Genomic DNA, 20,345 nt, shown 5'->3' with positions numbered 1-20,345 from the left:
CGATGCGGCATCTGCCTGCCGCTCAGCCCATAGGTTCCGTCGCCCTGGAGCTGAATAATCGGCGTCTGATGGATCGACTGGGGGGGCGGATGCGTAACTGGCCAGTCCAGAACATCTGGATGCGCCATGGTTCCAGCGCTTGGGTCTAGCCTCGTCCTTTGTGACTGAGCAGACCTGCGGGTTCATGTGAAAATGCGTCGCAGTCAGATTATTTCATGCATTGTGAATGAATTTTTGTGAGTTTTGGGGCTTGCTTCAGGACGACCGCGTCGGCGGCTGAAACTGGCCGATTAAGTCTCAGAGCAGCGGGTCGGGGTTGAGGGGCTCAGAGCACAGATCTCTTAAGGCACCTGTAGGGAAGCAAAGTTAGTGAAAAAATCCTACTTTTCCGCGAAGATCCTGCAAAATACGTAATCCATTCGCCATGATCAAATCCATGTGCTGTTAAGCGCTACGTTGGGATCCGGAAATCGCGCCCAAGCTGAATTGAAGTTTGGGGAGGGGAATAAGCAAGGGCATAAGCAGTAAAGGTTATGCCCTATCTTGGTGCAATTTCAACTATGTGCACAGAGTTTTCAATAACTCTGAAAACCTGCACAAAAAATTATTCTTTTTCCTTAAACGCCATACAAACAGAATTTATGCAATAGCGCTCCCCCGTCGGCTCTGGACCATCTTCAAAGACATGGCCCAAATGGGCGTCGCAGTGGGAGCAGCGCACTTCCACGCGCACCATGCCGTGGCTGGTGTCGGTGAGGCGCTGAATGTTGGCGCCGGCGGCTTCGGCCCAGAAACTGGGCCAGCCGCAGCCGGCGTCGAACTTGGTGTCGCTGTGGAACAGCAGGGCGCCGCAGCAGACGCAGTAATAATCGCCGCGTTTGTTATGGAAGTAGTGTTCGCCGCTGAACGGGCGTTCGGTGCCGGCCTGACGGGCGACCCGGTATTGCTCAGGCGTCAGCTGGGCACGCCATTCGGCATCGGTTTTGTGTATGGTCATCGCCTAATCCTTTCGATTTTTGCTGGCGGCAGCATTCCGCCATTTTCATGCATTGTCGCGCTTGGCGGTGTTTGCCTGGCGCGGGCCGCTGCTATGGATAGGTCGCGCAACGGTGAGTTTGCTTACTGGATTTCGTCCAGCGCGCCGGCAAGGTGGGATTCGTCCGCCCAGCGACGGAGCGACCAGTTTCCATTCTGATAGTCCAGCCAGTTCAGCGCGGCGTTGGGGATGGCGAAGTCGCGCTTGTCGGCCAGCGGTTTGGCGGTGGCGGCGCGGTACATGATGTCCAGCACGCCGCCGTGGGTGACGATCAGCACGTCCTGGTTCGGGTGGCGGGAGGCGATGCCGGCCAGGCCGTCCAATATGCGCGAACGGAAGCGATGCAGGCTTTCTCCGCCGTCTAGGTCAAAGTCAGGGTCGCGCGTCTGGTGGCGCTGGTAAACCTCTGGAATCCGCTCCGCCGCTTCGGCGTAGGTCAGGCCTTGCAGCGCGCCCATGTGGCGCTCTCGCAGTTGCGGCAGATAGTGCGCGTGCAGTTGCAGCCTGGCTTGCAACGGGGCGGCGGTTTGCCGGGTGCGAGTGAGGTCGCTGACGTAGAGCGCGTGGAAGGCATGGTGGGGGGGGAAGGCCCGGGCGAGCTGGACGGCTTGCTCCTGGCCGGTGGCATTGAGCGGGATGTCGGTATGGCCTTGCAGCCGGTATTCGCGGTTCCAGTCGGTTTCGCCATGGCGCACCAGGCAGAAGCGGGTGACGGGCTGGGTCATGGTCGCCTTTCGCTAGGGTTTACAGAATGCCGACGCCGGACAGCTCGCGCGCCATATTGGCGGCGTAGTTGTCGGTCATCGCGCCGACGAAGTCCAGCACCTTCATATAAGCCTGGTACAGGCTGTCGCCGGTTTGAATATGGCTGTCCAAGAGGCCCATGGCCAGGTGTTCGCGCGGGGTCAGCTCCTTGCCGCCCTGGCGGATATAGGCGTGCACGGCCGGCACCAGCGCGTCCAATATGGTGGCGATGCAGGGGTAGGAGGCCAGTTCCGTCACCAGCTTGGTGCGGTGGCGGTAGACCTTGTTGCTGGCCAAGTCCTTGGCTTGCAGCAGCGCGTCTTGCACGGCTGGGGCGCACAGATTGATCAGGTCCTTGGCCGGGAATTCGCCATGCAGCAGCGATGGCTGATGCAGCATGAACTTTTCCGCCACCTCGGTCACGCAGCGGCCGATGGCTACGCCGCGCAGCGTGCCGCATTTCTGGCGGAGGTCATGCATGCCCCAGACGCGTTCATGGTCGGCGAAGCCCGAGAACAGCTGTTCGAATTCGTGGAAGTCCAGGATGCCGATCTCCACCGCGTCTTCCAGGTCCAGTATCGCGTAGCAGATGTCGTCGGCCGCTTCCATCAGGTAGGACAGCGGATGGCGGCTCCATTGCAGCGGGCCGTGCCGCGGCAGTCCCAGTTCCTCGGCCACCCGCTCGAAATAGGGCAGCTCGGCGCGGTAGATGTTGAACTTGTCGCGCTCGTAGGCCGGCGGCGCGTCTGCAGTCCATGGGTATTTGATCAGCGTGCCCAGCGCGGCGGAGGTGAGGCGCATGCCGCCTTCGCCGTTGTACATTTCCAGCGTGGCCAGCATGCGCAGGCCGTGGGCGTTGCCTTCATAGGTTTGCACGTCGCGGATTTCCGCCGGACTCAGCCCTTGCAGCCAGTGGGCGTTGCGCTCGGCGCGGAACCAGTCGCGCAGCGCGTCTTCGCCGGTGTGGCCGAAGGGCGGGTTGCCGATGTCGTGCGCCAGGCAGGCTACCTGCACCACGGCGCCGATATCGTGCGGGGTGTAGCCTGGCGGCAATTGGCCGGCGTGTTCCAGCATCACGCCCACGCGGTTGCCCAGGCTGCGGCCCACGCTGGCCACTTCCACGCTGTGAGTGAGCCGGTTGTGGGTGTGGTCGTGCCGCGCCAGCGGGTGGACCTGGGTCTTGCGGCCCAGGCGGCGGAAGGCGCTGGAGAATACCACGCGGTCGTGGTCGATGTGGAAGTCGGTGCGCAGGCCGGCACCGCCTTCCTGGGTGGCCGGGGTGCGTGTTTCCTTCACGTCGCCTTGGATGATCTTGAAGCGGCGGGTGGAGAGCAGGCTCTCCCATTTCATGCTTTGGCTCATGGCGTGGCCCGGTGAGGATTTCATTCCGATGATATGTGCGGCCGCAATGAAAAAAAAGAGCCAGCTTGGGGCTGGCTCTGGAGATTGTACCGGTTTAACGGCTCTGGTGGCCGATGACGCCGCCGATGGCGGCGCCGCCCAGGGTGCCGATGGTGCCGCCGCCGGTCAGCACGGAGCCCAGCACCGCGCCCGCGGTGGCGCCGATGGCGGTGTTTTGTTGGCGGTGGCTCATATTGGCGCAGCCGGACAGCAGGCTGAGGGCGAGCAGGGCGCCGGTGGCCAGGGTCAGTCGGGATGAGGAAAGAGGCTTGCTCATATTGCGAGTCCTGATTGTTGGGGTTATAGCGATTGGTCCGATTGTCGTGGCCGGGGTTCCTGCGGCTGCGTTACCGATTGTTATGACTTGTATCGGTATTTGTTAGTTATTTTGAATAATTGACGGAGGAGACGGCGCCGTGGCTGGCTTCGGCAAAAATGCACGCCATTCTTGGCGTGTTGGTGCTTTACTGAAAATATTCCATCTAGTACATTCAGCCCTTTCCACGTGTCAGGCTGCCGCACCCACGCTGGGCGGCGCGATCAGCAGCTGGCCGGCGCGTGGAGCGGCGCCATTGCTCAGGGTTGCCATGCATTTCACCATTTTCGATACCCCCATCGTCCGCGACTTGTTCCGCTGGCTGTCCATTGCGCTGTTGAAGCTGAATGGCTGGAAGCTGCAGGGCGAGTTTCCCGCCTTGGACAAATACGTGATGATAGGCGCGCCCCATACCAGCAACTGGGATTTTCCGATCACGCTGGGGCTGTGCTTCGCCGCGCGCGCCAAGATCTACTGGATGGGCAAGCACACGCTGTTCAAGGGGCCGATGGGGCCGGTGATGCGCTGGCTGGGCGGTGTGCCGGTGGTCCGCCACCAGAATAATTCCCTGGTGCAGCAGATGGTGGACGTGTTTCAGCGCAGCGAGCGGCTGGTGCTGGCCATTCCGCCGGAGGGTACCCGCAAGGCGGTGACGGAGTGGAAGACCGGCTTCTACCACATCGCCCACGGCGCAGGCGTGCCGATTGCGTTGGCCTACCTGGACTATGGGCGCAAGGAGGGCGGTTTCGGCCCGATGTTCACGCCCACGGGCGACATTGAGGCCGACATGCCCCGGATACGCGCTTTTTACGCGGATAAACAGGGGCGCTATCCGCGTTGAGGCGGATGCGGCAAAGCAAAAAGCGCAGCTAAGGCTGCGCTTTTTTGTTGGCTGGCGTGGACTTACTTGCTCGGCTCGGGCGCGAACAGCGCTTTCCAGCCGGCGAGGCCCAATTTTTGCAGCGTCTCGATATTGCGCTCGTAGATGGTTTCCGCTTCTGGGAAGGCTTCCACCGCGCGGTCTATGCTGGCTTCGCGTATCAAGTGCAGCGTCGGGTAGGGCGAGCGGTTGGTGTAGTTCTCGATATCGTTGACGCCAGTGCCCTCGAACTGGAACTTGGGATGGAAGCTGGCGACTTGGATTTCGCCTTCCAGCTTCAATTCATCCACCAGCGCGTCCGCGATGTCGAGGAATTCGTTGAAGTCGAGGAAGCGTTGCAGCACGCCGGGGTGAACCAGCAGCGTGGTGTCGATTTCCTGCGGGTCGGTTTCCGCCAGCAGCTTCAGCTCGGCCGCCAGCTCTTCCGCCAGCTGGCGCGCATCGTTTGCTTCACTGACCTGGATGCGCACCTGATTCTTGACGTAGACCGACTTGGCGAATGGGCACAGATTGAGGCCGATCACGGCTTTCTCCACCCATTCGCGGGTCGCGGCGATCACGGTTTCGTGGCTATCTGACATGGATGGCTCCGCTATTGGTGTGATTCAAAATGCAAAAAACCCGGACGGATCCGGGTTTTCTCATCTGGTCGATGGTCTCTTAAGAGAGATTACATCGGCTGGATGTTGGAGGCTTGCTTGCCCTTCGGGCCATCGACGATGTCGAAGCTCACGCGCTGGTTTTCAGCCAGGGTGCGGAAGCCTTTGGCGTTGATTTGGGAGAAGTGAGCGAAAACGTCGTCGCCGCCTTCATCCGGGGTGATGAAGCCAAAACCTTTGGAGTCGTTGAACCACTTAACGGTACCGGTTGCCATTTTGTTAATTCCTCAAAACGAGCAGTTGAATAAAAAGGCACGAAGATCAAGGGAAATGGCGACTGAGGTACGGCCTATTGCCACTACGACAACTACACATCCACAACTTGAGCATCCTGCAGGCAGGCATAGTGCCTCTAGTTGCTGCGCGTGGCAAGCATTTTCTGCAGGAATCTCCTGTTTTTACGAATCTTTAATACCTTTGGTCAGGACATTTACATTTTTTGAATGTGAATTACAGCTCACATGTTTCCATGTCAAGAAAATGCGCCGCGACGCGGTTTGCATATACTGGACTAATCATGAGGCATGGAGAACGCTGCAATGGCTACACAGCCTGTCTTGCTGGAAGTGGTGGATCCTATCGCGTTTCAGGATTTCCGCGACGCGGTATCCGACTACGCGCCGCAACTGGAGCAACTGGTTTGCCAGCTGGGCGACGGCAGCCGCGATGCGGACAAGATCGCCCAGCTGTTTCGCATCCTGCACAGCATCAAGGGCGATGCCAGCCTGTGCCAGGTCCATTTCGTCATTCCTTATGTCCATGCTTTGGAGACTCTTCTCGACAGGATCCGGCAGAACGAGCTGAACTACCAGGATGCGGTGGGCGACGTGTTGCTGCTGGTGTCTGATCAATTGGTGATGCTGTTGGACGAGATCGCCAATGATGAAATGCCCGATGACAGGCTGCTGCGCGCTTTGCTGCCAGGTTTGGAAAAGCTGGCGGAGGCCGGGCCGAATGAATTGCCGCAGGCTTGCGCCAAGCTGGTGGGCACGGTGATGGGGGCGACCACTCCGATGCAGGCCAGCCTTACGGTGGCCGCAAGCGGGCTGGGCGGGCACCTGTTCGCGGACTTGCAGTTTTTCCGCTCCCTGGCGATGCAGTTTGAGCAGCGGGTGCCGGCGTTTGCCGGCCGCACCGAGCGCAACCTGACGCTGGCGCTGGACATCAACCGGCTGGCGGCAAAGCCGCTCAGCATGGAGCAGCTGGCCGCCGCGGTCTACATGCACGATATCGGCATGTTGCTGCTGCCGGAGGCCCTCTGGCTGAAGGCGGGCCGGCTGACGGAAGAGGACAGGCGGCAGATGGCGTCGCATCCGGGCTGGGCCGGCGGCTTGCTGGAGCGCATGCCCGGATGGGAGGAGGCCGCGCGCATGGTGTTGCAGCACCATGAATCGCAGGATGGCAGCGGCTATCCAGATGGCCTGAAGGGCGCGGAGATATGCGAGGGCGCCTGTCTGCTGTCTTTGGTGGACGCGTTCGAATCAGTGACGCTCAAGCATGTCCAGCAAGGGCCACGCCGCGCCATGCTGCGCGGCGTGGCGGAGCTGAACGCGTCCGAGCGCCAGTTTCACCCGGTGTGGCTGCAGCTGCTGAATCAGGTGGTGCGCGCCCGCCTGGAAATGCGCAACGTGGTGGGCGGACGTTGAGCAGGCGCGCTGCCGCGTTCAGCGCGCGCCGTGCCGGGCGAACCAGTCCAGCATCTTCTGCCAGCCGTCTTGCGCGTCGCGCGGGCGGTAACTAGGGCGGTAGTCGGCATTGAAACCATGGCCGGCGTCGGGATAGACGACGATTTCGCTTGAGCTGTCGGCTTCCTTCAACGCCGCCTGCATCTTATTCACCGATGAGAGGGGGATGCTGGCGTCCTGCCCGCCGTATAGTCCCAGCACCGGCACGTCCAGTTGCAGGACGATGTCGAGCGGATGGCGCGGCGTTTTTTCATTGACCCCTCCCTCCAGCTTGCCATACCACGCCGCTGCGGCCTTGAGCTGGTGGTTATGCGAGGCATAGAGCCAGGCCTGGCGCCCGCCCCAGCAAAAGCCGACTGCGGCGGCGCGCGTCTGATCGGCGCCGTGTGCGCCGGCCCAGCGCCAAGTCGCGTCCAGATCGTCCTGCACTTCCCGGTCGGACACCTGGGACACCAGATCGCGCAGCAGCGTGTCGATGTCGGGCGCCTGGGCGGGATTGCCGTGGCGGAAATACAGCTCCGGCGCCACGGCGAAATAGCCTTGTTTGGCCAGCCGGCGGCACAGATCCTGAATGTGGGCGTGCACGCCGAAGATTTCCTGGATGACAATGACCAGCGGCGGCGCTGTCTTGCTTGCCGCGGGCCTAGCATAATAGCCAGGCATGATGCCATCCTCGGTGCCTATGGCCGGCACGCCGGTCTGCAAATCCTGGCTGTCGGTGAGGATGGCGCTGGCCGCGACGGGCTGCACCGCCAGGGCGAAACCCAGGCTGCCGGCGCCGGCTAGGAAGTGGCGGCGGTTCATCGGGGTTGAGTCTTGGATCATCTCTGCGCTCCCATATCGCGGTTGCTTGCGCGGCCGGCGCAAAAACCGCATAAAATGCTATTGCAAGCATTAAGAATCGCTAACAAAACTATCGCTGCAACCTTATGCGCGCATCGCGCCGATTCGGATACGGTTCACGTCGCCCGGCCCTCGGCACCAGCCAAGACCACAGGTACGGCGACGGGGCAGCATTGGAAAGACTAGCCGGCAGGCGCCGGCGCAACTCTGCAAGTGAAATATGACGGATTCGTCGCCAAAGGTAAAACTGCCACGCAATTTCGTGCGCTTCGGCCAACAAGTGCCGGTGGACATTTACGCCAAAAACGGCGTGCTGCTGCTGAAGAAGGGGCACTACGTCCTGACGGAGGACCTGCGGGACCGGCTGGGCCGAATAGGCCATGGTGACAGCGATGAGGTGGATGCCAGGCTGGAGCGGGAGCGGCTGGAGCGGGCCGCGCAGCGGGAGCGGGAGGCGCAGCAATTGCGCAACAGCGCCAATCCCTTGCAGGAGATGGCGTTTTTGCAGCGTCGAGCGGAAGGCGTGCTGTTGCATGGCCTGGCGGTGCGTGATTTGTCCGCCAGCCTGCAGGACATGGCGGACAGCCTGCTGGTCTTGAGCCAGCGGCACTGCGACGGCTTGCTGGCCAGCGTCTTCCTGTTACCGTTCCAGGATATCGGCAGCGCGCAAAGCGTGCATGTGGCGGCCATCCTGGCGGTGCTGGGGCGCAGGCTGGGGCGGAGCGAGGCGGAGTTGCGGCCCTTGCTGGGCGCCGCTCTGAGCATGAATCTGGCCATCACCGGCCTGCTGAACCAGTTGGCCGCGCAAAGCGAGCCCATGGATCAGACGCAGCAGGAGTTGATGTTTGCCCACCCGGTGCTGGCGTCAGCGTTGCTGCGCGAAGCGGGCGTGGAAGATGAGCGCTGGCACCGCCTGGTGCTGCAGCACCATGAGCGTCAGGATGGCACCGGCTTTCCGCTGGGGCTGGCCGGGGAGGAGATCGACCCGGACGCGCTGTTGCTGCAGATGGTGGATCTGGTATGCGCCTGCGCGCATCAGCCGCAGCTGCCGGCCCAGGTGCTGGGCAGTCTGTTTCGCGGCGAACTGGGGCAGTTCCCGCCGGCGCATGTCTCGTTGCTGGTCAAGGAGCTGGGCATTTATCCGCCGGGCAGCTTCGTGCGGCTGGCCAGCAACGAGGTGGCGGTGGTGACGCATAGAGGCGACAAGGCCAACACCCCCAAAGTGGCGGCCCTGCGCAAGCTGGACGGGCCGCCGTATGTCGACCCATTGCTGCGCGACACCCGCCAGTCCGCTTACCAGGTGCTGGAGCCGGTGGCGGCGGCCGCCGCCGCGATCAAGCCCACGTATCTATACCGCTTGTGGTACAAGCCTTGACGGGACTCAGGGCTGGACGGGCGCGGTCTGCGCCAATGGCCTGAGCCGGACTTGATCCAGATTGTCGATTTTCCACACCCGCCGCATGTGGCTAAAGTCGCGTCCGCGCTCGTCACGCAACTGGACCTCGGGCAGGAAGGATAGGTCCATCCATACTTCGCCCAGATAGACCGTTTCGTTGGGCGCCAGGCGGAAAGGGGCGTCCAGGCGGAACTGCTTCATCTTCATTTCTGCGCCGAACGCGCCTTCCTCTACCCAGTGCGCCCAGGCGCCGGACAGGCGGTAGTCGCCCGGCGGCAGCGTCAACAGCGCTAGCTTGCCTTCCGACATGCCTTGCTCGCCGAATACCGTGTCAGTGAGCAGGCTGGCGACTTCCTGCGCCGCTGGACGGCCCTGTGCGTCGCTGACTGTCAGGCCTATGGTGGCGCGGTCGGGATCGAAGGCCTTGCCGACCAGGGAGACGATGGCGTAGGCCTGTCCCGGCGGGGGCGTCAGCGAGCCATGCAGCCGGCTGGCGATGCTGGCGCAGCCGGAGAGTGCGGCCAGCAGCGCGATGAGGGCGGTGCGACGAAGCATAAAGCGGTCCTTGAAGGGCGCTAGCCCTGGGTCAGGCAGCCGGCGCGTCGAAGATCATGCAAGTGGTGGTGGCATGAGCGTACAGCTTTCCCGTCTCGTCCTGCAAATGGCCTTCCGCGGTGGCCATCCGGCCGCCGGCGTGGATCACCTTGCCGCGGCATAGCAGTTTCCCATTGGCGGGCAGCACGGCGCGGACGAAGTTCACCTTCAACTCCAGCGTGGTGTAGGCCTTGCCCTGGGGCAACAGGGAATGGACGCTGCAGCCCATGGCGGAATCCAGCAGCGTGCTGATCACGCCGCCGTGAACCGTGCCGATGGGATTGAATTGAGACTCGTGCGGATGGAAAACGAACTCCACCTCGCCCTTTTCCGCGCGGGCAAAGTCGAAACCTAGCAGCTTCGCTACCGGAGGCGGCGGCAGGCTGCCGTCCGCCATCGCCCGCAGATAATCGAGGCCCGACAAATCGCGGGCGGCGCGCGCGCCGGTCATGGGGTCGTCCCATTGGACGGTGAGAGTGCGTTCTGCTGGCGTGGCGATAGTCATGGCGGATCTCCAGATGGGGAAGGTCCACCATGCCTGGTCTGTGGGCGAATTGTCAATGCTGTTGGCATTTCAGCCTGGCAGATGTGGCGCGATGAATTCCAGCAAGCGTTGCGGCAGCCAATCTATATGGCCGGGGAAGGGGCCGGTGGCGAAGCCGACGTGGCCGCCGTCCTCGGGGAAGTCCAGCGTGACCGTGGCCGAAACCTGCGAGGGTTCCGGCAGCGCGCTCTCCGGCAGGAAGGGATCATTGCGCGCATTGAGCACCAGGGTGGGGCGGGCGATGCTGGCCAGCTTGGGCTTGCTGCTGGCCTGCGTCCAGTAGTTCAGCGCGGTGCCGAAACCGTGCAGCGGCGCGGTGACCAGATCATCGAACTCGATGAAGGTGCGGGCGCGGCGCAGGCGGGCGGCGTCGAACAGGCCGGGATGGCGCTGCAGGGAGGCCATGGCCTTGGGCTTCAGGGTGTCCATGAACATGCGGGTGTACAGCAGCTTGCCCAGGCCGCGGTCCAGCCGGGTGCTGGCGGCCACCAGGTCCAGCGGCGCGGAGACGGCGGCGGCGGCCAGCGGCAGCGCGCCGTCGCCTTCTTCCGCCAGGTAATTCAGCAGCATGCTGCCGCCCAGCGACACGCCGACGGCGGCCAGGGCGGCGAAGCGGGCAGACAGCCTTTGCAAGATCCAGCGCACTTCCGCCGCGTCGCCGGCGTGGTAGGCGCGCGGCAGCGGATTGTCCACGCCGCCGCAGCCGCGAAAATGCGACACCACGCCGTGCCAGCCGCGCGCGGCCACGGCCTGCATCAGCGCCTTGGCGTAATGGCTGGCGCTGCTGCCTTCCAGTCCGTGAAACAGCACCACCAGCGGCGCGCCGGCCTGGCCGTCGACGAAGTCCAGCGCGATGCTGGCGCCGTCCGGGGTGTCCCACAGTTCCCGCCGGTACGGCGGCGGGTCCACCTTGACGGCCAGCGCGGGCCAGATGGTTTGGGCATGGCCGCCGCGCAGCCATGCCGGCGCGCGGTAGTTCATGGCGCCGGCTTGATGGCAGATTTGGGGCGGAAGGCCTTGACCACCGCCTCATGGGTTTCGATGTAGGGCGCGCCTATCAGGTCCAGGCAATAGGGCACGGCGGCGAAGACGCCGGGCACTTCCACCTTGCCGTCGGCGCCGCGCAGGCCTTCCAGCGTTTCCTGGATGGCCTTGGGCTGGCCGGGCAGGTTCAGAATCAGGCTTTGCTTGCGGATCACGCCGACCTGGCGCGACAGGATGGCGGTGGGCACGAAGCGCAGGCTGATCTGGCGCATTTGTTCGCCAAAACCCGGCATCAGGCGGTCCGCCACCGCCAGCGTGGCGTCCGGCGTCACATCGCGCGGGGCGGGGCCGGTGCCGCCGGTGGTCAGCACCAACTGGCAGCCTTCGTCGTCCACCAGCGCTTTCAAAACGGCTTCGATGCCGGGCTGCTCGTCCGGGATCAAACGCAACACCGTCTCAAACGGCGTGGCCAGCGCGCGTGCCAGCCAGTCTTGCAGCGCGGGCAGGCCCTTGTCTTCGTATACGCCCTGGCTTGCGCGATCGGAAATGGAAACCAGGCCTATCTTCAGCATTACGCTTCGTCCTCTTCCTCGTCCCCATCCTTGTTCCAGATGCGCGGCTTGCCCGGTTCCGGAATCTGCTCCTTGATCAGCTGGTACAGCTGACGGAAGGCCTTGGGCGGCTTGTTGTCCTGTTTTTCCTTGCGCGACTGGCGCACCAGCGAGTGCAGTTGCTTGGGATCGGTCTCGGGGAAGCTTTGCAGGAACAAGGGCTGATTGGCGTCATCGGCCATCAGCTTGTCGCGCCAGCGCTCCAGCAGCTTCTGCCAGGCGATGTGCTCGGACGATTCGCCCTTGAGTATCTGCAGGTATTGCTGGATGGGCTCGGGGTCGACGTCGCGCATCAGCTTGCCGATGTATTGCATCTGGCGGCGCAGGGCGCCGTTGGCGGTGAAGCGTTTATAGTCCAGTACGGCGGTGAGCAGGTCTTCCGGCAGCTGCATCTTTTTCAGCGTGTCCTTGGACAGCTCGACCAGCTCGCGGCCCAGATCCTGCAGCGCGTCCATGTCGCGCTTGCGCTGGGACTTGCTGACGAAACCGTCGTCGTTCTGGTGGTCGGTCATTGTTGCTAGGTCTCACTCGGTTTTCAAGGCTGGTATGATACCGGAAAAGGCCGCCGGCCGTTTCCACTGTTCCGAAAGATACTATGGCAGATAAGACATTCAGTTTCAGTTCTGAAACCTTGGGCGGCATCGCGGATCGCGTGCTAGAGCTGGCGCGCCAGCTGGGCGCCAGCGCCGCCGAGGCTGACGTTTCCGAAGGTGTCGGCCAGACCGTCAGCGTGCGCCTGTCCGAAGTGGAGACCATAGAATACAACCAGGACAAGGGCGTCAGCGTCACCGTTTATCTGGGCCAGAAGAAAGGCCATGCCAGCACGTCCGATTTTTCCGACGCGGCGCTGGCCGATACCGTGCGCGCGGCGCTGGACATCGCGCGCTACACGGCGGAAGACGATTGCGCCGGCTTGGCCGATCCGCAGCTTTTGGCCGACAACCTGCCTGACCTGGACCTGTACCATCCGTGGCAGCTGCCGGTGGAGCAGGCCATCGAGCTGGCGCGCCGTTGCGAGGATAGCGCGCGCGCGGTGGATGCCCGCATCCGCAATTCCGAAGGCGCCAGCGTGTCGGCGCAAGCCAGCCAGTTCGCCTACGCCAACAGCCACGGCTTCCGCGGCGGTTTCCGCAGCAGCCGCCACAGCCTGTCCGCCGCCGTGGTGGCGGAAGAGGGCGGTGTGATGCAGCGCGATTACTGGTATTCCGCCGCGCGCCATCGCGACGACCTGGCGCCGGTGGAGGAGATAGGCCGCACCGCCGGCGAGCGCGCCGTGCGCCGCCTGGGCGCGCGCCGGGTCAAGACCGGCCAGTATCCGGTGCTGTTCGAGGCGCCGGTGGCGATGTCCTTGCTAGGCCACCTGACCGCGGCGATCAGCGGCGGCAATCTGTACCGCAAATCGTCTTTTCTGCTGGATTCGCTGGGCAAGCCGGTGATGGCGGCCAAGGTGACGATAGACGAAGATCCCTTCCTGCTGCGCGGCCTGGCCAGCAGCGCCTTCGACAACGAGGGCGTGGCGACGCAGTCTCGCCGGCTGGTGGACGGCGGCGTGTTGCAGGGCTATCTCTTGTCCAGCTACTCGGCGCGCAAGCTGGGCATGCAAACCACCGGCAACGCCGGCGGCGCGCATAACCTGGTGGTGCATACCACCGGCGAGAGCCTGGCCGAGCTGCTGAGCCAGATGGGCAGCGGCCTCCTGGTGACGGAGCTGTTGGGCCAGGGCGTCAACACGGTGACCGGCGATTATTCGCGCGGCGCGGCCGGTTTCTGGGTGGAGAACGGCGTGATCGCCTACCCGGTGGAGGAAATCACCATCGCCGGCAATTTGCGCGATATGTTCCTCAATATCGAAGCCATAGGCAGCGACACGCTGGACCGCGGCGGCCGCCGCATCGGCTCGGTGCTGATAGGCGGCATGATGGTGGCCGGCGAGGAGTGAGCGACAGCCTGTTCGCGCCCGCTGGCCCTTGGGTGGAACGGCTGTCGGCCGGCACCGTGCTGCTGCACGGCTGGGCCTGCGCCGACGATGTCCGGCTGGTGAGGGCCGTGGACGAGGTGGTGGCATTGGCGCCGCTGCGCGGCATGGCGACGCCCGGCGGCCAAGCCATGTCGGTGATCACTTCCAGCTGTGGCGATTGGGGCTGGTTTTCCGACCGCCGCGGCTATCGTTACTCGGCGGTGGATCCCGATAGCGGCCGCCCCTGGCCGGCCATGCCCGATGCGCTGCGCGAACTGGCGCAAGGCGCGGCGGCGGCGGCCGGCTTCTCCGGCTTCGATCCCGACGCCTGCCTGATCAATTGCTATCTGCCCGGCGCGCGCATGGGCCTGCACCAGGACAAGGACGAGCGCGATTTTTCCGCGCCCATTGTTTCGGTGTCGCTGGGGCTGCCGGCGGATTTTCTGCTGGGCGGCTTGCGCCGCGCCGACAAAACCGCCCGCATCGCCTTGCGGCACGGCGACGTGCTGGTGTGGGGCGGGCCGGACCGTCTGCGCTTTCACGGCGTGCGGCCGGTGCCGCCCGGCGATCACCCGCTGCTGGGCGGGCGCCGCATCAATCTCACTTTCCGCAAGGCCCGTTGAATCCATGTCCATCCTAGATTGCGATATTTCCCTGCCGTCCGGCTTCCGTCCGCAGGATATCCTGGCTTTTCATCGCCGAGACGGCGAACGGCTGGCGGAACAGGTGGACGACGATGGGCTGAAAAAGGGCTTGCTGTGGCGCGGCCAGCCGGCCTGCCTGGCGCTGCGCTTCGCGGACGGCCATGCCCACTTGCGGTTGATGGTGGATGGCGAGGCGGGGGCGGATGGTCAGGCTGAACTGGCCGGCATGGGCCGGCGCATGCTGGGCTTGAATCAGCCGGTGGAGGCGTTCGAGCGGCAATATCGGGACCATCCGCAGCTGGGCGCGCTGATCGCCGCGCGCGCCGGCCTGCGGGTGCCGCAGACGGCCACGCCGTTCGAGGCCTTGGCCTGGGCCATCACCGGCCAGCAGATCAGCGTGGCGGCGGCGGTCACGATACGCCGGCGCATGCTGCTGCTGTGCGATTGCCGCCATTCCTCCGGCCTGCTGTGCCATCCGGATGCGGCGCGGCTGGCGGCGCTGACGGCGGATCAATTGGGCGAGGCCGGTTTCTCCCGCGCCAAAAGCCGCGCCGTTCTGGCCTTGAGCCAGGCCGCGGCGAATGGGACGCTGCCCTTGGATGCCTGGTTGGCGGGAACGCCGGCCGATCAGATCGCGGAGCGTCTGCTGGCGGTGCCGGGCATTGGTCCGTGGACGGTCAGCTATGCCTTGCTGCGCGGCTATGGCTGGCTGGACGGTTCGCTGCATGGCGACGTGGCGGTGCGCAAGGCGCTGGGCATGGTGTTGGGCCAGGCGGGAAAGCCCGACCAGAAGCAGACGCAGGAGTGGCTGGGCGCGTTCGCGCCGTGGCGCGCGCTGGTGGCGGCGCATTTGTGGGCCTTGCTGCAGGCGGGCGGTTTCTGAGCTTGCTGCTTAGTCTCTTTTTTGACTATTCCTAAAAGAACTAATAAAGCATGTTGAGAAAGAGGCTGGCATGCGCAGGCCCAGCAAAATCGGTTTGGTGTTGTCCGGCGGCGGCGCGCGCGCCGCTTATCAGGTGGGCGTTCTGCTGGGCATTTCCCGACTGCTGCCGGACCCGGAGCGCAATCCCTTCCCCATCATCTGCGGCACTTCGGCCGGCGCGATCAATGCCGTGGCCCTGGCGTCCGGCGCGGGCAATTACACGCTGGCGGTCAGCGCCTTGGCCAAGGTGTGGAAGCAGCTGCATATCCACGAAGTGTATGACGCCAGCAGCCTGTATTTCGCCAAGACCTTCCTGCATTTCGGCATTTCGCTGCTGAGCGGCGGCCATGTCTGGCGCAATCCGCAGAGTTTTCTCGACAATGCGCCGCTGCGGCAGCTGCTGGCGCGCATCATGAATTTCGATGGCGTGTCACAGGCCCTGGATGAGGGCGCGTTGCAGGCGCTGGCCTTGACGGCTTCCTGCTACACCACGGGCATGTCGGTGACTTTTTTCCAGGGGGCGGAGGGCTTGGACGAGTGGTCGCGCTATCAGCGGCTGGGCCTGCGAGAGCGCATAGGCTTGGACCATGTGATGGCAACCTCGGCCATCCCTTTGATTTTTCCTTCGGTGAAGATTGGCGAGAAGTTCTATTGCGACGGCGCGGTGCGCCAACTGTCGCCGCTGTCGCCAGCGCTGCATCTGGGCGCGGAAAAGTTGTTCGTGGTGGGGCTGGCAAGCCAGCGGCCGGATACCATAGAGCGGCGCAATATCGGCTCCTACCCGATGCCGGCCCAGGTGTTCGGCCACCTGCTCAACAGCGTGTTCATCGACAGCATGGCGGTGGACATGGAGCGGCTGCAGCGCGTCAACCACACCGTTTCCCTGCTGCAAGGCCATGCAGAGCTGGCCAATCAAACCAAGCTGAAGTCGGTGGATATCTTCCAGCTCAATCCCAGCAAGTCGCTGGAAGGCATCGTGTACCGGCATACCCATCTCTTCCCGCCCATTCTGCGCTTCATCATGAAAAGCACCGGCGGCACCCGGCAGCGCGGCACCGCCCTGGCCACCTACCTTTTGTTCGAGCCGGGCTATTGCCGGGAGCTGATCGCCCTGGGCTATCACGACGCCTTGCAGCATCGGGATGAGATCCGGGCTTTCCTGGAGCTGTAGCCGCCGGAACTTTGCGGATTTGTGCCTATCTGAGCTTTTCCGTTTACACTGCGTTACTCGCGAGACATATCAGGAAAGGCTAAGGGGGATGGTTTTGAATATCAGCAGGCGGCAAGGTTTTTTGTTGGTCGCGGCGGCTTGCGCCGGCGCTATCGGCTTTGCGCTGTACGCGCAATATCAGTTGGGTGAGGAGCCTTGCCCGCTGTGCATCCTGCAAAGAATCGGCGTGATGGCGGTGGGGGCGCTGGCCTTGCTGGCGGCGCTGCATAATCCCGGGCGCGGCGGCGCCCGCGTTTGGGGCGGCTTGATGACGCTGGCCGCGCTGGCTGGCGCCGGGGTGTCGCTGCGCCAATTGTGGTTGCAAAGCCTGCCGGCGGACCAGGTGCCGCAGTGCGGGCCGGGCCTGGAGTTCCTGATGGAATCTTTCCCGCTGTGGGAGGTGCTGTCCAAGGTGCTGAAGGGCAGCGGCGAATGCGCGGCGATCCAGGGGCGCTTTCTCGGCATGACCATGCCGTTCTGGGTGGCGGTGTTCTTTGCCGGGGTGATCGCCTGGACGTTCTGGCTGCTGCGCCGCAAGCGCTGAGCGGGATGAATCCTGATTTTGACCGCCGCTGCTGCGGCGGTTTGTGTTTGAGGGCGCGGCGGCCTGTTCACGTCGCTTGCGACAGGCCGGCGCTGCCGCAAACGCGGTTGCGGCCGCTGCCCTTGGCCAGGTAGAGCGCCTGGTCGGCGTCTTCAAACAATTGGCGCGCGCCATCCGGTTCCGGGACGCGGGCGACCACGCCTATGCTGCAGGTGACGCGTCCTGGCGGATTGGCCGCATGCGGCAGGGCCAGGGCTTCCAGGCTTTGCCGGAAGCGTTCGGCAGCCTGCAGGGCGGCGGCTTCGTCGCGGTCTGTCAAAAGAACGCCAAACTCTTCCCCGCCCAGCCGTACCGGCATTTCGCCCTTTTGGCGGAAGCAGCGGCGCAAGGTTTTTGCGGTGTGGCGCAGCACGTCGTCGCCGGCGTAGTGGCCGTAGCGGTCGTTGTAGCCCTTGAAGTTGTCCAGGTCCACCAGGACCAAGGCCAGGGGCTTGCCGCGGCGACGATGCGCCGCCAGCGCGGCGGCGAAGGCTTCGTCAAAACTGCGGCGGTTGGCCAGGCCGGTCAGTCCGTCGGTCAGCGCCAGCTTGTTCAGCCTGGACTGCTGAGTGGTGTAACGCAGTCCGCCGGCGCCGGCCAGCAATAGCGCGGCCACGCCGCCGCCGGTCCAGATGCGTGCCAGGAACAGCGCGCCGCCCGCTGCCGCCAGAATGGCCGCAGAACCCAGCAGATAGCCCGCCAGCAGGCGACGGGCCGGGCGCAGCCGCGACAGCCGCCAGTCGGCCAGGCCCAGCAGCAAGGCGCCCAGCGCAGCTTGCCAGAACGGATCCAGCGGCCGCGCCAGCAGTCCTTCCAGCATGCCATGCAGCAAAAAGGCGTTGATCTCCACGCCGGACATGCCGCGATCATTGGCGGAGACCGGGGTGGGGTGGGTATCGCCCAGTCCGGTGGCGGTGGCGCCGATCAGCACGATGCGGCCGGCGAAGCTGGCCGGAGAAAGGCGGTTCAGCGCATCGGCATAGGAAACCAGTTGGTAGGGGCGCTTGCCCTTGGCGAACGGAATCATCACCGGCTGGGCGCGCAGCCAGGCCGAGCCTGGGGGCGCGGCCAGCGCAGGCGGCGATGCGGCCGCTCTGTCTTGCGCCAGCGCGGCCACCGTTCCGGCAAAGCTGTCGTAGCGCGGATGGTTCAAGCCGGCCTTGAGGTAGACGCGGCGAATGATGCCGTCGCTGTCCTGCTCGAAGTCGATGTGGCCCAGGGCGGCCATGGCGTCCGCCAGCAAGGGCAGGGGTCTGGCTTCTACCAGCAGGCGGCCATGCAGTTCCGGAAACACCGGCCCCGCCACTTTGCCGTTGCGGCGCAGGGCGGCGGCCAGGAGACGGTCGCCTTCCGGGTGAGGCGATGGTTCTATCATGGCGATATCCAGGCCCACGGCGCGCGCCTGGCCCAGCTTGTCCAGCAGGCGGGCGTGATCGCTGCGCGGCCAGGGCCAGCGTCCCAGCTCGGCCAGGCTTTTCTCGTCGACGGCGATGACGGTGAGTGCCGCGTGGTCGCGGTGATCCGGGCGTAGTCCGGCCAGGGCGTCGTACAGCCAGCCATCCAGACGGGATAGCAATTGGCTGCCGATCAGCAGGAAGGCGGCCGTCGCCAGCAGGCAGGGCGCGAGCCAAGCGGGCCGGGTGCGAGTGCTATCGTCCATGAGAGTGGGGCGGGGCGCTTAGGGCAAGGTTATCGGCGGATGGTTTTCCACGGCGTGATAGCCGTGTTCGCCGTCAATGCGGATGGTGACGGCAAACTGGCCGCGCGGCAAGTCGCGCAGCCGCCAGCAGGGCTGTGGCGCAGGCCATTCGTAGGCGCCGCTCGCTGACTCCAGCCTAAGGGTGTAATGCGCCGCGTCAATGGGATAGCGGCGGCTGCACAGCATGGCGGGCTGGATGTCCGGCACGCCCAGCCAGCCGGTCACGGTCACGCGCTGGATATCGGAATACGGCCCCGATGCGCCGTCGGGCGCGATGGAGGCGGCGCGCCAATACCAAGTGCCTGGACCGGGCAGGCGGGTCCGCCATTCCGCTTGCGTCAGCTCGCCATCAAAAACGCGCTGCTGAAAGGCGGCGTCGCGCGCGATCTGCACGCGCGCGGGATGCGCGACGCTGGCGCCGCTGCGCAGCAGCAGGCCCTCGCCGCGCTGTTGCTGCGCCGGCGGGCCATTCAGCAACAGCGGCGGCAGCGGGTAGGCGTGAAGCTGCAATGGCCGCTCGCTGTCGAAACCCTGCAGGCCATCGGCATTGATGGCGCGTATGGCCAGGCGGTAGCCGCCATTGCCGGGAAGCAGCGGGGCGAAGCGCGGCGCATCGGTTTCGCGCTCTTGCAGCTGCTCGTTTTCGCCGTCCGCCCGGCTCAGGGCCAGGTGGTAGCCGGTTTCTCCGGCGCCGGCTTGCCAGCGCAGCAGAGGCGGGTTGAATTCGGCGCGCGCGGCCAGCCCCGTCAGCGCCGGCGCGGGCGGCAGGACGATGGGGCGTCCGCCCTGGGCCTGGCCGCGGCTGCCAAAGCCGGCCGGCACATCCACTTCGCCCTGCTGGGCGTTGACATTGACCTTGCCGCGAAGCACCTCGGTTGCCGTGTCGTCCGCCGCCACGCTGCGTACGCGGAATACGGTGCCGCGCACCGTGGTGACTGCCGAGGGGGTCTGAATCCGATAGCGGCTGGGCATCAGCAGGTTGGGGATCACCGAGCTGCCGGCGCTGCCCTGGTCCAGCCGGTTTTGCGTCAAGATGGCGCCGGTGCTGGTGAAATAGGCCTGTTGCTCCAGGGTCAGGGTGCTGTTGGCGTTCAGGATCAGTTGGGAGCCGTCTTCGAAGCGCAGCCGCAGCATGGCGTCGCGGCCGGTATGAAAACGCGTGCCGCTGGCGTAGCGTTGGCCGAGCGTGACGCTCAAGGCCTCGCCATGGCTGCCGCTGATGGATACCGGCCCTGCCTGCGCGTCCAGCACGGCTGCGGCGGCATGCTGCTTGACCCAGGCGTAGGGGATGCTCAGCACGCTGCCGGGGCGCAGCCGGCGAGGGTTGGCGATCCGATTGTCGGTTCTCAGCTGGGGGATGTAATCGGCGGACAGTAAGTGGCGGGAGGCGATGGACCATACCGTGTCGCCGGCCTGGACCTTGTATTGCCAGATCGCCGCATCGGGAGGCGCATCTGCCAGGGCAGGCAGGGGCAGCAGGGATGCCGTCAGCAAGATTACGATGCGCATCGTGTAATCTCTTGATGTTTAATGTATAAAGTCTGACAGTATCAATGACAAGCGCAAATTAGGCAAATAAATTACAGTAGTGCCGTCATGGAAATGCAAAAAAGCAGCCAGAGGCTGCTTTTTTGCGT

The 20,345-nt window shown here is 64.4% G+C and carries 22 protein-coding genes; 8 read left to right on the top strand and 14 right to left on the bottom strand.

Going from position 1 to position 20,345, the window contains the following annotated elements; all coding sequences use genetic code 11:
* Positions 1–604: 604 nt before the first annotated feature.
* The 4 genes from msrB to FYK34_RS10385 all read right to left on the bottom strand — a co-directional run bounded on the left by msrB (position 605) and on the right by FYK34_RS10385 (position 3,458).
* Positions 605–997: a peptide-methionine (R)-S-oxide reductase MsrB gene (gene msrB / locus FYK34_RS10400; RefSeq protein WP_149296291.1), complete on the bottom strand. Its 393-nt coding sequence runs from the start codon at positions 995–997 to the stop codon at positions 605–607.
* 122 nt (positions 998–1,119) lie between these two features.
* A complete protein-coding gene (locus FYK34_RS10395) occupies positions 1,120–1,761 on the bottom strand; it encodes a histidine phosphatase family protein (RefSeq protein WP_149296290.1) in 642 nt (213 codons plus the stop codon).
* Between the two features lie 19 nt (positions 1,762–1,780).
* A complete protein-coding gene (locus FYK34_RS10390) occupies positions 1,781–3,130 on the bottom strand; it encodes a deoxyguanosinetriphosphate triphosphohydrolase (protein ID WP_149296289.1) in 1,350 nt (449 codons plus the stop codon).
* A gap of 106 nt (positions 3,131–3,236) precedes the next feature.
* On the bottom strand, positions 3,237–3,458 hold the full coding sequence (locus FYK34_RS10385; RefSeq protein ID WP_149296288.1) for a glycine zipper 2TM domain-containing protein: 222 nt from the start codon (positions 3,456–3,458) through the stop codon (positions 3,237–3,239).
* Between the two features lie 310 nt (positions 3,459–3,768).
* Between FYK34_RS10385 and FYK34_RS10380 the strand changes: the two genes are divergently transcribed.
* On the top strand, positions 3,769–4,338 hold the full coding sequence (locus FYK34_RS10380; RefSeq protein WP_149296287.1) for a lysophospholipid acyltransferase family protein: 570 nt from the start codon (positions 3,769–3,771) through the stop codon (positions 4,336–4,338).
* A 62-nt stretch (positions 4,339–4,400) separates the two neighbouring features.
* Here FYK34_RS10380 and FYK34_RS10375 read toward each other — a convergent pair whose 3' ends face one another.
* Positions 4,401–4,958 carry a DUF1415 domain-containing protein gene (locus FYK34_RS10375; protein WP_149296286.1) on the bottom strand — a complete coding sequence of 186 codons (558 nt, stop codon included), beginning with the start codon at positions 4,956–4,958 and terminating at the stop codon, positions 4,401–4,403.
* Between the two features lie 89 nt (positions 4,959–5,047).
* Positions 5,048–5,251 carry a cold-shock protein gene (locus FYK34_RS10370; RefSeq protein ID WP_043574695.1) on the bottom strand — a complete coding sequence of 68 codons (204 nt, stop codon included), beginning with the start codon at positions 5,249–5,251 and terminating at the stop codon, positions 5,048–5,050.
* Between the two features lie 324 nt (positions 5,252–5,575).
* Between FYK34_RS10370 and FYK34_RS10365 the strand changes: the two genes are divergently transcribed.
* Positions 5,576–6,682, top strand: coding sequence for an HD domain-containing phosphohydrolase (locus FYK34_RS10365; RefSeq protein WP_168209710.1), 1,107 nt, complete (start codon positions 5,576–5,578; stop codon positions 6,680–6,682).
* Between the two features lie 18 nt (positions 6,683–6,700).
* Here FYK34_RS10365 and FYK34_RS10360 read toward each other — a convergent pair whose 3' ends face one another.
* The gene (locus FYK34_RS10360) at positions 6,701–7,546 is read right to left on the bottom strand and encodes a dienelactone hydrolase family protein (protein ID WP_168209709.1); all 846 of its coding nucleotides are present in this window, start codon (positions 7,544–7,546) and stop codon (positions 6,701–6,703) included.
* 238 nt (positions 7,547–7,784) lie between these two features.
* Between FYK34_RS10360 and FYK34_RS10355 the strand changes: the two genes are divergently transcribed.
* On the top strand, positions 7,785–8,939 hold the full coding sequence (locus FYK34_RS10355) for an HD-GYP domain-containing protein (protein ID WP_149296284.1): 1,155 nt from the start codon (positions 7,785–7,787) through the stop codon (positions 8,937–8,939).
* 6 nt (positions 8,940–8,945) lie between these two features.
* Here the strand turns inward: FYK34_RS10355 and FYK34_RS10350 are convergent, their stop codons facing one another.
* The 5 genes from FYK34_RS10350 to yjgA form a co-directional block, all read right to left on the bottom strand.
* Positions 8,946–9,515 carry a hypothetical protein gene (locus FYK34_RS10350; protein WP_149296283.1) on the bottom strand — a complete coding sequence of 190 codons (570 nt, stop codon included), beginning with the start codon at positions 9,513–9,515 and terminating at the stop codon, positions 8,946–8,948.
* Positions 9,516–9,546: 31 nt separating this feature from the next.
* Complete coding sequence (locus tag FYK34_RS10345; protein ID WP_149296282.1) at positions 9,547–10,059, bottom strand: PaaI family thioesterase; 513 nt, start codon at positions 10,057–10,059, stop codon at positions 9,547–9,549.
* Positions 10,060–10,128: 69 nt separating this feature from the next.
* On the bottom strand, positions 10,129–11,079 hold the full coding sequence (locus tag FYK34_RS10340; protein WP_149296281.1) for a YheT family hydrolase: 951 nt from the start codon (positions 11,077–11,079) through the stop codon (positions 10,129–10,131).
* A complete protein-coding gene (mog, locus tag FYK34_RS10335; RefSeq protein ID WP_149296280.1) occupies positions 11,076–11,654 on the bottom strand; it encodes a molybdopterin adenylyltransferase in 579 nt (192 codons plus the stop codon). Before mog ends, FYK34_RS10340 begins: the two co-directional genes overlap by 4 nt.
* Positions 11,654–12,205 carry a ribosome biogenesis factor YjgA gene (gene yjgA, locus FYK34_RS10330; protein ID WP_149296279.1) on the bottom strand — a complete coding sequence of 184 codons (552 nt, stop codon included), beginning with the start codon at positions 12,203–12,205 and terminating at the stop codon, positions 11,654–11,656. Before yjgA ends, mog begins: the two co-directional genes overlap by 1 nt.
* An 83-nt stretch (positions 12,206–12,288) precedes the next feature.
* Here yjgA and pmbA point away from each other — a divergent pair, with 83 nt between their 5' ends.
* The 5 genes from pmbA (at position 12,289) to FYK34_RS10305 (ending at position 16,970) form a co-directional block, all read left to right on the top strand.
* Complete coding sequence (gene pmbA / locus FYK34_RS10325; RefSeq protein ID WP_149296278.1) at positions 12,289–13,632, top strand: metalloprotease PmbA; 1,344 nt, start codon at positions 12,289–12,291, stop codon at positions 13,630–13,632.
* A complete protein-coding gene (alkB, locus tag FYK34_RS10320) occupies positions 13,629–14,273 on the top strand; it encodes a DNA oxidative demethylase AlkB (RefSeq protein WP_149296277.1) in 645 nt (214 codons plus the stop codon). The genes pmbA and alkB overlap by 4 nt, the downstream gene beginning before the upstream one ends.
* 4 nt (positions 14,274–14,277) lie before the next feature.
* Complete coding sequence (locus FYK34_RS10315) at positions 14,278–15,177, top strand: DNA-3-methyladenine glycosylase family protein (RefSeq protein ID WP_149296276.1); 900 nt, start codon at positions 14,278–14,280, stop codon at positions 15,175–15,177.
* A 70-nt stretch (positions 15,178–15,247) separates the two neighbouring features.
* Positions 15,248–16,387, top strand: a complete 1,140-nt coding sequence (locus tag FYK34_RS10310) for a patatin-like phospholipase family protein (protein WP_149296275.1) — start codon at positions 15,248–15,250, stop codon at positions 16,385–16,387.
* An 88-nt stretch (positions 16,388–16,475) separates the two neighbouring features.
* Positions 16,476–16,970, top strand: a complete 495-nt coding sequence (locus FYK34_RS10305; protein ID WP_149296274.1) for a disulfide bond formation protein B — start codon at positions 16,476–16,478, stop codon at positions 16,968–16,970.
* Positions 16,971–17,037: 67 nt separating this feature from the next.
* On the opposite strand, the gene FYK34_RS10300 is transcribed toward FYK34_RS10305, so the two are convergent.
* Positions 17,038–18,669 carry a CHASE2 domain-containing protein gene (locus tag FYK34_RS10300; protein ID WP_149296273.1) on the bottom strand — a complete coding sequence of 544 codons (1,632 nt, stop codon included), beginning with the start codon at positions 18,667–18,669 and terminating at the stop codon, positions 17,038–17,040.
* A gap of 18 nt (positions 18,670–18,687) precedes the next feature.
* Entirely contained in the window at positions 18,688–20,217 is a 1,530-nt protein-coding gene (locus tag FYK34_RS10295; protein WP_149296272.1) for a FecR domain-containing protein, read from the bottom strand.
* Positions 20,218–20,345 lie beyond the last annotated feature (128 nt).

This window comes from Chromobacterium paludis, assembly GCF_008275125.1.
Classification (GTDB): Bacteria; Pseudomonadota; Gammaproteobacteria; order Burkholderiales; family Chromobacteriaceae; genus Chromobacterium; species Chromobacterium paludis.
The sequence above is the reverse complement of the archived record's forward strand: the minus strand, read 5'-3'. Positions and strand labels throughout refer to the sequence as shown.

Coding starts and splice junctions, on each gene's coding strand:
- msrB (WP_149296291.1), bottom strand. CDS start 997: ATGACCATACACAAAACCGATGCCGAATGGCGTGCCCAGCTGACGCCT.
- FYK34_RS10395 (WP_149296290.1), bottom strand. CDS start 1,761: ATGACCCAGCCCGTCACCCGCTTCTGCCTGGTGCGCCATGGCGAAACC.
- FYK34_RS10390 (WP_149296289.1), bottom strand. CDS start 3,130: ATGAAATGGGAGAGCCTGCTCTCCACCCGCCGCTTCAAGATCATCCAA.
- FYK34_RS10385 (WP_149296288.1), bottom strand. CDS start 3,458: ATGAGCAAGCCTCTTTCCTCATCCCGACTGACCCTGGCCACCGGCGCC.
- FYK34_RS10380 (WP_149296287.1), top strand. CDS start 3,769: ATGCATTTCACCATTTTCGATACCCCCATCGTCCGCGACTTGTTCCGC.
- FYK34_RS10375 (WP_149296286.1), bottom strand. CDS start 4,958: ATGTCAGATAGCCACGAAACCGTGATCGCCGCGACCCGCGAATGGGTG.
- FYK34_RS10370 (WP_043574695.1), bottom strand. CDS start 5,251: ATGGCAACCGGTACCGTTAAGTGGTTCAACGACTCCAAAGGTTTTGGC.
- FYK34_RS10365 (WP_168209710.1), top strand. CDS start 5,576: ATGGCTACACAGCCTGTCTTGCTGGAAGTGGTGGATCCTATCGCGTTT.
- FYK34_RS10360 (WP_168209709.1), bottom strand. CDS start 7,546: ATGATCCAAGACTCAACCCCGATGAACCGCCGCCACTTCCTAGCCGGC.
- FYK34_RS10355 (WP_149296284.1), top strand. CDS start 7,785: ATGACGGATTCGTCGCCAAAGGTAAAACTGCCACGCAATTTCGTGCGC.
- FYK34_RS10350 (WP_149296283.1), bottom strand. CDS start 9,515: ATGCTTCGTCGCACCGCCCTCATCGCGCTGCTGGCCGCACTCTCCGGC.
- FYK34_RS10345 (WP_149296282.1), bottom strand. CDS start 10,059: ATGACTATCGCCACGCCAGCAGAACGCACTCTCACCGTCCAATGGGAC.
- FYK34_RS10340 (WP_149296281.1), bottom strand. CDS start 11,079: ATGAACTACCGCGCGCCGGCATGGCTGCGCGGCGGCCATGCCCAAACC.
- mog (WP_149296280.1), bottom strand. CDS start 11,654: ATGCTGAAGATAGGCCTGGTTTCCATTTCCGATCGCGCAAGCCAGGGC.
- yjgA (WP_149296279.1), bottom strand. CDS start 12,205: ATGACCGACCACCAGAACGACGACGGTTTCGTCAGCAAGTCCCAGCGC.
- pmbA (WP_149296278.1), top strand. CDS start 12,289: ATGGCAGATAAGACATTCAGTTTCAGTTCTGAAACCTTGGGCGGCATC.
- FYK34_RS10315 (WP_149296276.1), top strand. CDS start 14,278: ATGTCCATCCTAGATTGCGATATTTCCCTGCCGTCCGGCTTCCGTCCG.
- FYK34_RS10310 (WP_149296275.1), top strand. CDS start 15,248: ATGCGCAGGCCCAGCAAAATCGGTTTGGTGTTGTCCGGCGGCGGCGCG.
- FYK34_RS10305 (WP_149296274.1), top strand. CDS start 16,476: ATGGTTTTGAATATCAGCAGGCGGCAAGGTTTTTTGTTGGTCGCGGCG.
- FYK34_RS10300 (WP_149296273.1), bottom strand. CDS start 18,669: ATGGACGATAGCACTCGCACCCGGCCCGCTTGGCTCGCGCCCTGCCTG.
- FYK34_RS10295 (WP_149296272.1), bottom strand. CDS start 20,217: ATGCGCATCGTAATCTTGCTGACGGCATCCCTGCTGCCCCTGCCTGCC.